General features: G+C 62.1%; 12 protein-coding genes and 1 riboswitch. Of the genes, 11 read left to right on the top strand and 1 reads right to left on the bottom strand.

Features of this window, described 5'->3' with window-relative positions; all coding sequences use genetic code 11:
- Positions 1–33: 33 nt before the first annotated feature.
- The 5 genes from O148_RS0109830 to ndk all read left to right on the top strand — a co-directional run bounded on the left by O148_RS0109830 (position 34) and on the right by ndk (position 6641).
- Positions 34–804: an SDR family oxidoreductase gene (locus tag O148_RS0109830; protein WP_026530770.1), complete on the top strand. Its 771-nt coding sequence runs from the start codon at positions 34–36 to the stop codon at positions 802–804.
- A gap of 249 nt (positions 805–1053) precedes the next feature.
- Positions 1054–4353: an isoleucine--tRNA ligase gene (ileS, locus tag O148_RS0109825; protein ID WP_026530769.1), complete on the top strand. Its 3300-nt coding sequence runs from the start codon at positions 1054–1056 to the stop codon at positions 4351–4353.
- Positions 4350–5723: a bifunctional folylpolyglutamate synthase/dihydrofolate synthase gene (locus O148_RS0109820; RefSeq protein ID WP_026530768.1), complete on the top strand. Its 1374-nt coding sequence runs from the start codon at positions 4350–4352 to the stop codon at positions 5721–5723. Before ileS ends, O148_RS0109820 begins: the two co-directional genes overlap by 4 nt.
- Positions 5723–6184, top strand: a complete 462-nt coding sequence (locus tag O148_RS0109815; protein WP_026530767.1) for a DUF4233 domain-containing protein — start codon at positions 5723–5725, stop codon at positions 6182–6184. Before O148_RS0109820 ends, O148_RS0109815 begins: the two co-directional genes overlap by 1 nt.
- Positions 6185–6224: 40 nt before the next feature.
- On the top strand, positions 6225–6641 hold the full coding sequence (ndk, locus tag O148_RS0109810; protein ID WP_026530766.1) for a nucleoside-diphosphate kinase: 417 nt from the start codon (positions 6225–6227) through the stop codon (positions 6639–6641).
- Positions 6642–6799: 158 nt separating this feature from the next.
- On the opposite strand, the gene O148_RS0109805 is transcribed toward ndk, so the two are convergent.
- Positions 6800–7510, bottom strand: coding sequence for a vitamin K epoxide reductase family protein (locus O148_RS0109805; RefSeq protein WP_338035375.1), 711 nt, complete (start codon positions 7508–7510; stop codon positions 6800–6802).
- A 380-nt stretch (positions 7511–7890) separates the two neighbouring features.
- On the opposite strand from O148_RS0109805, the gene O148_RS16010 reads away from it, so the two are divergent.
- The 6 genes from O148_RS16010 (at position 7891) to rpmA (ending at position 13896) form a co-directional block, all read left to right on the top strand.
- The gene (locus O148_RS16010; protein WP_051620085.1) at positions 7891–10647 is read left to right on the top strand and encodes an Rne/Rng family ribonuclease; all 2757 of its coding nucleotides are present in this window, start codon (positions 7891–7893) and stop codon (positions 10645–10647) included.
- Positions 10648–10652: 5 nt separating this feature from the next.
- Positions 10653–10749: riboswitch (TPP riboswitch) on the top strand.
- Positions 10739–12271: a bifunctional hydroxymethylpyrimidine kinase/phosphomethylpyrimidine kinase gene (gene thiD, locus O148_RS16005; RefSeq protein ID WP_035745740.1), complete on the top strand. Its 1533-nt coding sequence runs from the start codon at positions 10739–10741 to the stop codon at positions 12269–12271. It overlaps the preceding riboswitch by 11 nt.
- Before the next feature lie 102 nt (positions 12272–12373).
- A complete protein-coding gene (locus tag O148_RS18255) occupies positions 12374–12646 on the top strand; it encodes a ribbon-helix-helix domain-containing protein (protein ID WP_075204341.1) in 273 nt (90 codons plus the stop codon).
- Positions 12643–13020: a type II toxin-antitoxin system VapC family toxin gene (locus tag O148_RS0109790; RefSeq protein WP_035745738.1), complete on the top strand. Its 378-nt coding sequence runs from the start codon at positions 12643–12645 to the stop codon at positions 13018–13020. The genes O148_RS18255 and O148_RS0109790 overlap by 4 nt, the downstream gene beginning before the upstream one ends.
- Before the next feature lie 290 nt (positions 13021–13310).
- Entirely contained in the window at positions 13311–13619 is a 309-nt protein-coding gene (gene rplU / locus O148_RS0109785; protein WP_026530763.1) for a 50S ribosomal protein L21, read from the top strand.
- A gap of 13 nt (positions 13620–13632) precedes the next feature.
- A complete protein-coding gene (gene rpmA / locus O148_RS0109780; protein ID WP_026530762.1) occupies positions 13633–13896 on the top strand; it encodes a 50S ribosomal protein L27 in 264 nt (87 codons plus the stop codon).
- Positions 13897–13905: the final 9 nt, after the last annotated feature.

Here is a 13905-nt window from a genome sequence, read left to right as displayed (position 1 = left end):
TTCATGCTGTCGAACTAGTTTTACGCTAGAACTATGACTGAAAACGCATCTCGCACCCAACGTTCGGCATTGGTCACCGGCGCGAGCACCGGCATCGGCGAAGCAACCGTCCGCCAGCTACGTAAAAACGGCTGGACGGTTTTCGCTACCGCCCGGCGCGCCGAGCGCATTGCCGCGCTTGCCGAAGAAACCGGCGCCATCGAAGTCCCGGGCGACATCACCGAAGACGCCGACGTCGAGCGCATCCTCAAGACCGTCACCGATCACGGCGGCATCGACTCACTCGTCAACATCGCCGGCGGCGCCCGCGGCCAAGACTGGATCGCGGATGCGAAAACCGAGGACTGGGAATGGATGTACCGGGTCAATGTAATCGGCACCATGAAATTGACACGCGCGTTCCTGCCCATGCTCCGCGACCACGGGAACGGCACCATCCTCAACCTCACCTCCACCGCTGCGCTGGCCGGCTATGAGGGCGGCGCCGGCTACAACGCCGCGAAATGGGGCGAACGCGCCATCACCCGGGCGCTGCGCCTGGAGGAGGTCGAACACAATATTCGCGTCATTGAGGTACTTCCGGGCATGGTTCATACGCCCGAATTCTCGCTGATGCGACTGGGGTCTCAGGAGAAGGCGGACAAAATCTATCGGGGCGTCGACAAGCCGCTGACCGGCGAGGACGTCGCCGACGTCGTCACCTATGCCCTGGAACTCCCGCATCACGTGAACCTCGACGAAATCGTCATTCGGCCCCTAGCGCAAGCGGCCCAGCACAAGGTCATTCGACGCGAGCCGCGCTGATACACTGTAAGCACGCGCGTTGACCCGGCAATCACCGGCGAGCATCCGGAAGAACCGGCCCCGCTTTTACTTTCGCGGCGCCCCAGTAGAACCGGACGGGTAAGCCCGTCACAGCAGCAAATAAGTGGTCGCCTGAATACAAGAGGTACGACGGCGACAACAGAGGTGGTACCGCGGGTCACCAACCGCATGTGGTTGGCAGTCTCGTCCTCACGTTCCCCAAGACAACCCGCGTCCTTTGGAAGTACGATGACCACCACCGAACCGCACGTCTCTGAAACCGCTGCCCCTGCCGCCAGCGCGAATATTTACCCCAAGGTCAACACCTCGGCTGTGGGCTCATCTTTCACGCGCCCCGAGTTCCCGGTCATCGAAGTCGGCGTCCTGGATTACTGGGCCAAGGACAATACCTTCCAGGCGAGCATTGACAACCGCGATGCGGGCACCGACGGCGCCAACGAGTTCGTGTTCTATGACGGCCCACCCTTCGCCAACGGCCTGCCGCACTACGGCCATCTCTTGACCGGATACGCCAAGGACCTGATTGGCCGCTACCAAACTCAGCGCGGGCACCGCGTGGAGCGCCGTTTCGGCTGGGACACGCACGGGCTGCCCGCCGAATTGGAAGCCATGAAGCAACTGGGCATGAGCGATAAAGCCCAAATCGAAGAAATGGGCATCGACAAATTCAACGCCAAGGCCCGCGAATCCGTCATGGAATACGCCGACCAGTGGCGAGCCTACGTGAACCGCCAGGCGCGCTGGGTGGACTTCGACAACGACTACAAGACCATGAACGTCGAATTCATGGAGTCCGTGCTTTGGGCGTTCAAGGAACTGTATAAAAAGGGACTGGTCTATAACGGCTACCGGGTTCTGCCGTACTGCTGGAATGATGAGACGCCGCTGTCCAACCATGAGTTGCGCATGGATGATGACGTCTATCAGATGCGCCAGGACCCTTCGGTCACGGTCACCTTTCCGATCCTTGCCTCCGGCCACGCGCTCGATCAAGAACTCGAGGGAGTGAACCTGCTGGCGTGGACCACCACCCCATGGACCCTCCCAACGAACTTTTCCGCTGCGGTCGGCCGAGACATCAGCTATGCCCTTGTCCAGGCGCCGGATGGCAAACAATATTTGTTGGCCCAAGACCTCGTCGCTAACTACGCGAAGGACCTCGGTTTCGCCGACCCCGAGGAGGCGAGCAACGCCGTCGTACGTCACTACCTGGGCCGGGACTTAGCCGGCCTGAAATACCAGCCGCTGTGGGATTACTACCAGGACACCGAGAAGTGGGGCACCGAAAACGCCTGGCAAGTCCTCGCCGAGGACTACGTCAGCACCACCGACGGTACCGGCATTGTCCACCAGGCGTCCGCCTACGGTGAAGAGGATCAGCGCTCCAGCGAGGCCGCCGGGATCCCGGTGATCCTGAGCGTGGATGACGGGGCGAAGTTCCTGCCGATGTTTGGCGAGGGGCCGCTTGCCGAAATCGTCGGGCTGCAGGTTTTTGACGCGAATCGGCCGATCATCCGCAATCTGCGGGACGCTGGACGGCTGGTGCGCGAGGCCAGCTATGAGCACTCCTACCCGCACTGCTGGCGTTGCCGCCGCCCGCTGATATACAAGGCTGTGACCTCGTGGTTTGTCGAGGTGACCAAGTTCAAGGACCGCATGATCGAGTTGAATCAAGAGATCAACTGGATCCCGGAGAACGTCAAGGACGGCCAATTCGGCAAATGGCTGGAGAACGCGCGCGACTGGTCGATCAGCCGCAACCGGTATTGGGGCAGCCCGATCCCGGTGTGGGTCTCGGACAACCCCGAGTTCCCGCGCGTTGACGTGTACGGCTCGCTCGCCGAGCTCGAGGCCGATTTTGGGCGCCTGCCCGTGGACGCGAACGGCAACGTCGACCTGCACCGCCCGTTCATCGACGAACTGACCCGCCCCAACCCTGATGACCCGAGCGGCACCTCGACGATGCGCCGCGTCAGCGATGTGATGGACGTGTGGTTCGACTCGGGCTCCATGCCGTACGCGCAAAATCATTACCCGTTTGAAAACGAGCACTGGTTCAACACGCATAACCCGGCCGATTTCATTGTCGAGTACATCGGCCAGACGCGCGGCTGGTTCTACATGTTGCACATTCTCTCGACCGCGCTCTTTGACCGGCCAAGCTTCAAAAACGTGATCAGCCACGGCATCATCTTGGGCAATGACGGATTGAAGGCGTCCAAGTCGCTTGGCAACTACCCGGACGTCAACGAGTCCTTTGATACGTACGGCTCGGATGCGGTGCGGTGGAATCTGATGTCATCGCCGATCCTGCGCGGCGGCAATTTTATTGTCACCGAGGAGGGTATCCGCGAGGCCGTGCGGCACATGATGCTGCCCATCTGGAATGTGTACAGCTTCTTTGCGCTCTACACGAATTCCGCGGCGGGCGGCGCCGGTTATGAGGCGCAGTGGCGCGGGAGCGGCTACACGGATCCGCTGGACGTGTTTTTGATGTCCGCGACCGCGGACCTGGTGGAGCGCGTGGGCGCGGAGCTAGACGCCTACAACATTGCGAACGCCGCAGACGCCCTGCGCTCCTACGTGGACGTGCTCACCAACTGGTACGTGCGCCGCTCGCGCCAGCGGTTCTTCGACGAGTCGACCGACGCGTTTGACGCGCTTTACACGGCCCTGGAGACAATGTTGCGCGTGGCTGCGCCGCTGTTGCCGCTGTTGGCCGAGCAGGTGTGGCGCGGGCTGACCGGTGAGCGCAGCGTGCACCTGACCGATTGGCCCGATCCCGCCGATTTCCAACGCGACGCGGAACTGGTGGACGCAATGACGTTGACCCGGACCATTGCCTCCCAAGGTTTGGCGCTGCGCAAGGCCGCCAAGCTGCGGGTGCGCTTGCCACTCGCGTCGCTGACAGCGGTGGTGCCTGGCGCCTCCGGGTTGGGCGCGGATCTGCGCGAGATCATCGCGGACGAACTCAACGTCAAGGATGTGCGCGTGCTGGATGCGGCCGAGACGTCGCCCGCGGATTTCGGTATTTCGCAGCAGCTGGTGGTCAACGCGCGCGCCGCGGGGCCGCGCCTGGGCCGCGATGTGCAGCAGGCCATCAAGGATGCCAAGAGCGGGGACTGGAGCGTCTCCGATTCCGGCGCCGTGGTGGCTGGCGGACTTGAGCTGGAGCCGGGGGAGTATTCGCTGGAAACCAAGGTAGAGAACGACGGCGATGCCTCCTTCTCCGCGGCGGTTCTGCCAGGAGGTGGTTTCCTGGTGCTTGATACCGTGGTGAGCCCGGAACTGGAAGCGGAAGGCGTGGCCCGGGATACGATCCGGCTGATCCAGCAGGCCCGGAAGGATGCCGGTTTGCAGGTGAGCGATCGCATTGTGACGCGGCTGGTGGGTCCCTCGAGCGTGATGGAGGCCGTCCAGGCTCACGCAGAACTGGTCAAGGGTGAAACACTGTCGGTGGAACTGGTGCTGGAAGCTGCTGGTGCCGGTGCTGAAGGCAAGACGAACGTGAAAGTGAGAGTGGCATGAGCGATATCGATGAATTCTCGGTGGAGAGCGTCTACGGCCAACTGCTCTCGCGTGCGCCGGAGAACAAGATGGAAGCGCGCATGGAACCGATGTGGCGCGCCATGGAGTTGCTTGGCGAACCGAACAAGGCGTTCCCGGTGGTGCATCTGACCGGGACCAACGGCAAGACGTCAACTGCGCGCATGATCGAGCAACTGTTCCTGGCTCTCGGATTGCGCACCGGACGCTACACCTCGCCGCATCTGAGCCGGGTGACCGAGCGAATCAGCATTGATGGTTCGCCCGTGTCGGATGAAACCTTTGTGCGAGTCTGGGATGAGATCAGCCCCATTCTGGATATGGTCGATGCCGAATTGGTAGCGGCCGGTCAACCCCGTATCACCTACTTTGAAGCGTTGACGATCCTCGGAATCGCTATTTTCGCCGACGCTCCGGTGGACGTGGCGGTCATTGAGGTGGGCCTCGGCGGGATTACCGATGCGACCAACGTGATGGACGGCAAGGTGTCGGTAGTGACGCCGATCAGCCTGGATCACACGGACTTGCTGGGCGATACCGTGGAGGATATCGCCGCCGAAAAAGCCGGAATTGTGAAGCCCGCTGGGTATTTGGTGAGCGCTGTGCAACCGGTGGGCGCGGCCGAAATTCTGCTGGAGAAATCGACCGAACTCGGCGTCCCGCACGCCTTCGAAAGCGTGGATTTCGGCGTAGAATCCCGGTTGCCCGGGGTTGGCGGACAGCAGATCACCGTCGACGGTCTGGCAGGGAGATACACCGATATTTTGCTGCCGTTGCTGGGAGAGCACCAAGCGCAGAACGCGGCGACGGCGATTGCCGCGGTCGAGGCATTTATCGGTGGCGGCGACACGGAGTTGGATGTCGAGGCAGTCCGCGAGGCAATGCGCAACGTGACAAGCCCCGGTCGCTTAGAGGTTGTCCGCACGGCGCCGACCATGATTGTGGATGCCGCACACAACGAGGCTGGGGCCCGCGCCACCGCCCGCGCGATTGCCGAGTCCTTCGATTTCTCTGCCCTGGTGCTGGTGATTGGGATTCTGCAGGAGAAGGATCCTGCAGCCATTTTTGCGGCGTTCGCCGAAGAGCTAGGCGAACTGATCCGAGACGTGGTGGTCACGCAATCCTCCTCACCGCGCGCGATTCCGGCCGAGGATCTGGTGCGCTTCGCGGTCGAGGCGGGGTTCCCCGCGGATCAGGTGCAGGTCGCAGAGCGGTTGGACACCGCCATTGAAACCTCGGTGCAGTTGGCCGAAGCGACCGGTGACCTGGCCTCTGGGGTCTTGATCACCGGTTCTATCACGGTGGTGGGCGAGGCGCGTACCCTGTTGGTGCGTCCGGGAGAGGATTCCTAGTGGTACGCCAAACCAAGGCGCAACGCGAGTGGCGTCCCGATCAGCCGAAGAAGCCGCGCAGCATTTATGTCATGTTCGCCTCGGCGGTGCTGACGCTGGAAGCGTTTGTCGTGTTTTTCGCAACGCTGGTGTCCTTTGGGCTCCGCCAGGACATGATTCCCGGTCCCGTCATCATCATCGACGGATTGCTATTCTCCGGCGTGCTCATTGCGTCCTGCGCTTTCCTGACAAAACCGTGGGGGACCGCGCTTGGCTGGATTCTCCAGGTGCTGCTGATTGCGCTCGGATTCGTGGAACCGATGATGTTTGTGGTCGGTGCCATGTTCGCCGGCGCCTGGTGGTACGCCGTGGTCACCGGAAAGCGCCTGGACCGGGAAAACAAGGAACGCGCCGCGCAAGAGGAAGCGTTGGGCAAGCGCGGCACGGGACCCAAAGACGCGCCGCCGCCCGTTTCCCCCTAAACTAATTCCGAACCCTGAACTGAAGAACTTAAGGAGAACTGTGAGCACCGAACGTACGCTCGTGTTGGTCAAGCCCGATGGCGTAGAGCGCAACCTGACCGGGCAGATACTCGCCCGTGTCGAGCAAAAGGGCTACACACTTGCCGAACTGAAGAAGGTCAACGCGACCCGGGAGATGCTCGCCGCACACTACGCCGAGCATGAGGGCAAGCCGTTTTACGAGCCGCTGGTCGAGTTCATGATGTCCGGCCCGGTCGTGGCCGCGATTTTCGAGGGCGAGCGCGTCATCGAAGGATTCCGTACTCTGGCTGGGGCAACCGACCCGACCACCGCTGCACCCGGAAGTATCCGCGGCGACTTTGGCCGGGACTGGGGCGAGAAGGTCCAAAAGAACCTGGTGCACGGCTCCGACTCGGTCGAGTCTGCCGTGCGCGAGATCGCGATCTGGTTCGCCTAACCCCCTCGTTTCACATCCCCGTACCGCCGTTAGACACATCTGCACGTAATTGATCAGGAATTACGTGCAGATGTGTCTAACGGCGGAGTGGTGTGCGGAACGGAAAAGGCGTACCACGAGAGTCCCGCGACGCATTCGCGCCAAACGTAGCAGAAAGCTTAGGAACCGCTACCGAAGAACATTGGGAAGAAACGGATGAGTACGCTGGCCGCGGTCGCGAGCCAGACCAATACCACCATGAGCATCGCCCAGTCGCCGACAAACCGCTTCACACCAGCAGACGCCGGAATCACTCCGTGAATGATGTTCCGGAACGTGACGAGCAGGAACATCGGAATCATCATCGCCCACACGATCATGCAGTAGATGCACAGAATCGCAATATCGAAGAGCGCCTGGCTCCACAGCCACACAATGAATGCCATCGCGAGCGTGACACCCACCTGAATTCCCCACCAATACCAGCGGGCAAAGCGGGCACGGGCAAAGAGCGCCATCGCAATGGTAATGATGATGGCGAAGCCGACAATCCCCAAGAGCGGATTCGGGAAACCAAACAGCGCGGCCTGCCAGCGTTCCATCACCGAGCCGCAGGAAACCCACGGGTTGATGTCGCAGGAGGTGACGTACTCGGAATTCTCGTATAGCCGCAACCGCTCCAGCACCAGTTCGCCGGACGCCAGCCACGCCACCACGCCGGTCACTAACAACATCCACGCCGTGCCCCTCGCCCGCGCGAACCATGGCAAAGACGCCTCATCCGAACCGGAGCGCTCCAGCACCTCGGTGCCCGCGGAAGATGCGCGAGAAAGGCGAGTATCGCCGTCGTGCTTTACGCCTTGCGTGGAACGTGACTTGCCCTTGCTCACATGATCTCCTGGATTTTCGCGTCAACTGCCCCGATTATATCCAACGAAATCGAACCCGGCGCCCAGCTTCGCCGCCAATGTCACCTCGGTGTGAGACAATGACTAGGAGCGAACGGGGTCCACACGCCCCGAACGCCCCGATAGCTTTTGAGCAGCGCGATGCTTTGGTGAGAGGCTCCGAGGACGGAGACCACCTGATCCGCGCGGCTTTGTTCAGTCGAGAGACAACGACTCCTCCCGCTATCGGCCTGCCACCGCACGCATATTGTGGCGCGCGAGCAGACATGACTTCCGGCGAGTGCCGCGGCCCCGGGCCTGACCTCACCGATAACGCCTTGATGCGTGGTGTGGCGCGGCATTGGGGACTTGGAGATTTATAGATGAATACTTCCGAAGAGTCGGACAACCAGACGATCGAGGCCCCCGCGGCCGAGTCCGCGCCGAAGAAGCGCAAGAAGAGCGCGGAGGACGCGCCAAAGAAAAAGCCCAAGCGCAAAAAGAAGAACGACGGCGATGATCAGCTTCCCGACGCCGCATCCGTTAGCGGGGGAAGCCACAGCGAAGCTGCCGGCCCGGTAGCGGCCGAGAGCGAGACCGCCGAGCCTGCGGAGGCTGCCGCGCCGGCCGATACCTTTTCCCTTTTGTTCCAAGCGCCAGACCTGAGCGCGATCCCTCCGCGCCCGAAGCGCGAGCCCAAAAAGGTGGACTCGCCCAAGAGCGATCGTAGCGACAACACCGAGAGCGATTCCGCCGAAGACGCCAAGACTCGCGAGGACTCAGGCCGTGATGGTGCCGAGCGCGACAATTCCTCTCAAAGCAACAAATCCCGCCGCCAGCGCCGCAACGCCCGCAAGAACACCGACGACGGTGAGGGCGCGAACGGCTCGGGCGAAAAGGACGCCGGGGCAGAAGGCAAGGACAACGGCCAGGACACTCCAGGGGAGGAGGGCGCGTCGGAAACTTCGTCCAAGCGTCGCCGCCGCCGTCGCCGTGGAGACGCCGATATTGAGCTCGTCGGCGGTCTGGACGATGACCCGCCAGGCACCGTCACCCGGGTGCGCGCGCCGCGCACGCATTCGGACAACGCCCCCGATCAGGTTGTCGGGGTCAAGGGTTCAACCCGCCTAGAAGCCAAGAAGCAGCGCCGCCGCGAGTCCCGCGATTCCGGCCGCCGCCGCCAAGTCATTACCGAAGCCGAATTCTTGGCACGCCGCGAGTCGGTAGACCGCCAGATGATTGTGCGCGAGCGTGCCGACCGCATCCAGATTGGCGTGTTGGAAGACGGCATTCTCGCCGAGCACTTTGTGTCCAAGACCCAGCAAGACTCGCTGATCGGCAACGTCTACCTTGGCAAGGTACAGAACGTACTGCCCTCCATGGAGGCCGCGTTCGTGGATATCGGCAAGGGCCGCAACGCCGTGCTCTACGCCGGCGAGGTGAACTGGGACCTCGTCCAGCTGGATGGCAAGCCGCGCAAGATCGAGTCCGCCTTGAAGAGCGGCGACTCGGTCCTTGTTCAGGTAACTAAGGACCCCGTCGGGCACAAGGGCGCACGCCTGACCAGCCAAATCTCGCTTCCGGGCCGCTACCTGGTGTTTGTTCCGGGTGGCTCGATGACCGGTATTTCCCGCAAACTCCCGGATGTGGAGCGAAATCGGCTGAAGAAGATCCTGAAGGATCGCCTCCCCGAGGACGCCGGTGTGATCGTGCGCACCGCCGCCGAGGGCGCGAGCGAAGAAGAGCTCACCAATGACATCAACCGCCTGCGCGCCCAGTGGGAAGGCATCGAGGAGAAGGCGAATTCCAAGAAGACCCTCGCCCCCGAACTCCTGCACAGCGAACCGGACCTGACCATCAAGGTGGTCCGCGACGTGTTCAACGAGGACTTCTCCAAGCTCATTGTCGAGGGCGATAACGCCTGGGACACCATCGAGGCCTACGTCATGTACGTGGCGCCGGACCTCGTGGGCCGCCTGGAAAAGTGGACCGGGGATCAGGACGTCTTCGAAGCCAAGCGCATCGACGAGCAGATCAAGAAGGCCCTGGACCGCAAGGTGTACCTGCCTTCGGGCGGTTCGCTGGTGATTGACCGCACCGAAGCCATGACCGTGGTGGACGTGAACACCGGCAAATTCACCGGCAGCGGCGGCAACCTGGAAGAAACCGTCACGAAAAACAACCTCGAGGCCGCCGAAGAGGTGGTCCGCCAACTGCGCCTGCGCGACATCGGCGGCATCATCGTCATCGACTTCATCGACATGGTATTGGAGTCCAACCGAGACCTGGTGCTCCGCCGACTCGTCGAGTGCCTGGGCCGCGACCGCACCAAACACCAGGTCGCCGAGGTCACCTCGCTCGGCCTCGTCCAAATGACGCGCAAGCGCATGGGCACCGGCCTGCTGGAAGTCTTCGGCGAACAGTGCAGCGAATGCCAGGGACGCGGCATGGTCACCTATGACGAGCCGGTCAACCACCACCGCCACGTCAGTGAGGAGTCCCCGCATCAGCCGCGCAGCGAAAAGCCCTCGCGCAACGAGCGCCGCCGCAATCGTAAGAGCAAGGACAACGCTGCCGAGGCGCCCGCCGAGCCCCAGGACGCCGAGGCGCAGGCCAAGGCTGAGGCCGCTCGCGCCGCGCTGGCCAACATCGCCGCCGCGACCGCGCACGCCCACGAGCATGACCACGATGGCGAGCAGGACGGCGACTCCACCGAAAAGCGCCCGGTCATCACCTTTGGCGATGACGTGGTAGAAATCCCGGTTAAGCACGACGGCGAGACCGCGCCTTCCGCACCGGAGGGCACCTCGGACCGGGGTGCTTCGAGCGGTGCCGACGGCAGCGCGGCTCCTGACGTTACTCTCGAAACGCTGAGCGCGGCGATGGGGGAGCGCGAACAGGGCGCATCCGGCGAGTCCGGCCGTCCGGCACGTAAGCCCCGGCGCCGCCGGGCCGCTGGAAGCGCCCAAGGCAACGCCGAGACCGCCCAGGTCACGACGGTTCAGGTCAGTAACGATGCGTCAGCAAATGGAACCGCTGTGCACACGAGCAAAGCCGAAGCGCCCAAGGCCGCCGAGCCGAAGAAGGACGCCGCTGAGCCGCTGATTTTCGGCGTCGGAGTGCCCGCCTCGGAGCTGTAACAATTTCAATAGACACGGGGAGCGAGCGAAGGCGAGCTGAGAATCCAAACCCGTTGAACCTGTCTGGGTAATGCCAGCGAAGGGATGTCACATGGAAATCGTCACTACAACGCGCGCCGTGCCACGAGTGCTCAGCATTGCCGGTACCGACCCGACCGGTGGTGCCGGACTACACGCCGACTTGAAGAGCATCGCGGCGATGGGCGGTTACGGCATGGGCGTCGTCACGGCGCTGGTAGCGCAAAATACGTACGGCGTGCGCAGCGTGCACATCCCCGAAATGGCTTTTTTGCGTGAGCAACTCGACGCGGTCAGCGACGACGTCGCCATTGACGCCATCAAGATCGGGATGTTGGGGAGCACGGAAATTATTCACACTGTCTCCAGGTGGCTCTTGGAAACCTACCCGCAAAGCCGGCCCATCGCCGTCGTTGATCCGGTGATGATCGCCTCCAGCGGCGACCGGCTTTTGGACGCTTCTGCGGAATCTGCGTTGCGCGAGTTCCTGAATCTTGCCGACGTCATCACCCCGAACCTGCCCGAATTGGCCGTGCTCGCCGAAGCCGCCGAGGCCTCGACGTGGGATGAAGCGCGCTCACAGGCGGAGACCGTATCGCGGCGGCACGGAGCCGTGGTGATTCTCAAGGGCGGCCATTTGGCCGGTGACCAGGCGCCGGATGCCGTCGTGGATGCGCGCGGCGAAACTCTCGAGTACACCGAGTATCCTTCGGCGCGGGTCGAGACGAAGAATACGCATGGAACCGGGTGTTCGCTTTCCTCCGCGTTGGCCACCGCGATAGCCCAGTACGGGGACGTGAATGCGGCGATGGCGGAGGTGAAACCGTGGTTGTATGAGGCCGTCGCGCAGGCGGATGCTCTGGAAGTGGGCACCGGTCACGGTCCGATTCACCATTTTCACGCCGCGCGCAATGTGGCAGAACCAGCGCACGCGTACTGGTGGCGGCACATTCGCCCGACCTTTGAGGCCACGCTTGAGCTGCCGTTTATTCGACAGTTGGCGGCCGGGACGCTGGATCGGAACGTGTTCACGTATTATTTGGCTCAAGACTCCTATTACTTGGGTATCTATGCGCAAGCTCTGGAAGCGACGGCGGCACTGGCACCAACGGAGGAAGAGCAGGAGTTTTTCCGTGAGGCCGCTCACGCGTGCGCATATGAAGAGCGCGAACTACACAACAAATGGGTGGAGCCGGTGCTTGCTACGGCAGAGCGTTCGGCCAACGATGCGCGGTTGGCGCAAGACATCGGGGTGTTGAACCTGACAACCCGCCGCTACACCGATCACTTAGCCGCGGCGACTGCTCGCGGGAATTATGCGGGGGCCGTCGCGTCAGTACTGCCTTGTTTTTGGCTGTACTCGGAAATTGGCAAGCACCTGGTTGACACCTATCGCCTGGGGGATCCGCACGATTTTGGCGAGTGGATTGAGGCTTACGCGGATGACGCGTTTGAAGCGTCCACTCGGCGCGTGATCGACATTTTCGACAGCGAATGGCGCGCCGCCGATGCGCTCACACGCCAGCAGATGGATATCGCGTTTCTGTACTCGTGCGAACTCGAGCGCGAGTTTTTTGAGATGCCCACCACCTGGCGCACCCCCTAACCCTTCCCGTCTGTGTAGCGCGACACGCCGAGTGTCGCGCGAAAACCTCGGCGTGTCGCGCTACACAGACGAGGTGGGGACCGGCACCTTAAAGTGAATGTGATGTATGATTACATCATGCTACGTACCCAGATTTCGCTCACACCCGAAGAGCGTCGACTTCTCGATCGGGAGGCGGCCCGCACTGGGCGATCGATTTCGTCATTGATTCGGGAAGCCGTATCTGCGCGGTACGGAGAATCACGCGATCTCGACAGGGACCGAAAGATCATCGAGTCCGCGTGGGGCGCATGGGAAGCGCGGAGCGAAGATGGGGAGCGCTACGTGGAGAATGTGAGATCCGGTCGCAGGCTGAGCCGGACATCCGCTCCATGACAGTGCTCGTCGACACCTCGATCCTCATCGACCTCTTGCGCGGCAATGCATCTGCGGCGGCGGTTCTTCGCCAGGCCCTGGACGATGGCCCCCTGCACGCCAGCGAAATCACGAGGCTAGAAGTTCTTGCGGGAATGCGTCCACAGGAAGAAAGCGCGACTCGTGCGCTCTTTCGGGCCTTCGTGTGGCACCCGGTGGATGAGAGGATTGCAGAGATCGCCGGAGAACTGGGGCGAGAATGGTTACCGCGCAATCGTGGAATCGACTCGGCAGACCTGGCCATCGCCGCCACGGCGTTTTCGCTCAGCGCGCGCTTGCGCACCAAAAACGTCAAGCACTTTCCGATGTTTGACTCTCTGGTGGCGCCCTACTGACGAGCACGTCAGCATCGTCTTGCGCATGAGCCCGAGGGCCGTCCACCGGGCCTTTTCTGCGAGCGGCGCCATGCCCGGCCGCCCGCGCGGAAGGCGAGCAACGCCGTCGTGCATCAGGACCGGAAAACCCGGACGACACGCGGCACCCGCGAATTGCGCCGATTGGCGCGTATCAAGTAGACTGGTTTGTCGGTGTGAAAGCCAGATAATCTATCTTGGCTCCACCTTTGTGGTCGTCTTTCATTGAGGCCGCACATTCAAACGTATTGTCGAAAGAAGTGAGTACTCAAGTGGTGTACGCGATTGTCCGCGCAGGCGGCCGCCAAGAAAAGGTTTCCGTGGGAGACCTCGTGACTCTTGACCGCGTTCAGGGCTCCGCTGGCGACACCTTTGAGCTCCCAGCCTTGCTGCTGGTTGACGGCGACAAGGTGACCAGTGACGCGAAGAGCCTCGACAAGGTCAAGGTGACCGCAGAGATTATCGAGAATCTCCGTGGCAAGAAGATCGTCATTCAGAAGTTCAAGAACAAGACCGGGTACAAGAAGCGTCAGGGACACCGTTCCGAGCTGACCCGTGTGAAGATCACCGGAATTAAGTAAGGGAGCCTGACACATGGCACATAAGAAAGGTGCGAGCTCGACTCGCAACGGTCGTGATTCCAACCCGCAGTACTTGGGTGTGAAGCGCTTCGGCGGTCAGGTCGTCAAGGCCGGCGAGATCATCGTGCGCCAGCGCGGCACCCACTTCCACCCGGGCGCAGGCGTGGGCCGCGGCAAGGATGACACCTTGTTCGCGCTCGAGGCCGGTGCCGTGGAATTCGGTACTCGCCGTGGCCGCCGCGTGGTCAACGTGGTTGCCGAAACTGTGAGCGCGTAAAAAAGTTTT

Origin of the sequence: Haematomicrobium sanguinis DSM 21259, from assembly GCF_000688395.1 — a bacterium.
GTDB lineage: Bacteria > Actinomycetota > Actinomycetes > Actinomycetales > Micrococcaceae > Haematomicrobium > Haematomicrobium sanguinis.
Note: the sequence above shows the minus strand (reverse complement) of the source record. Positions and strands in the feature narration are given on the sequence as shown.

What these genes read in the sequence shown, in the direction of transcription:
- rpmA (WP_026530762.1), top strand. Translation starts at nt 13,633, where the DNA reads ATGGCACATAAGAAAGGTGCGAGCTCGACTCGCAACGGTCGTGATTCC.
- O148_RS0109830 (WP_026530770.1), top strand. Translation starts at nt 34, where the DNA reads ATGACTGAAAACGCATCTCGCACCCAACGTTCGGCATTGGTCACCGGC.
- ileS (WP_026530769.1), top strand. Translation starts at nt 1,054, where the DNA reads ATGACCACCACCGAACCGCACGTCTCTGAAACCGCTGCCCCTGCCGCC.
- O148_RS0109790 (WP_035745738.1), top strand. Translation starts at nt 12,643, where the DNA reads ATGACAGTGCTCGTCGACACCTCGATCCTCATCGACCTCTTGCGCGGC.
- O148_RS16010 (WP_051620085.1), top strand. Translation starts at nt 7,891, where the DNA reads ATGAATACTTCCGAAGAGTCGGACAACCAGACGATCGAGGCCCCCGCG.
- thiD (WP_035745740.1), top strand. Translation starts at nt 10,739, where the DNA reads ATGGAAATCGTCACTACAACGCGCGCCGTGCCACGAGTGCTCAGCATT.
- O148_RS0109820 (WP_026530768.1), top strand. Translation starts at nt 4,350, where the DNA reads ATGAGCGATATCGATGAATTCTCGGTGGAGAGCGTCTACGGCCAACTG.
- O148_RS18255 (WP_075204341.1), top strand. Translation starts at nt 12,374, where the DNA reads ATGTATGATTACATCATGCTACGTACCCAGATTTCGCTCACACCCGAA.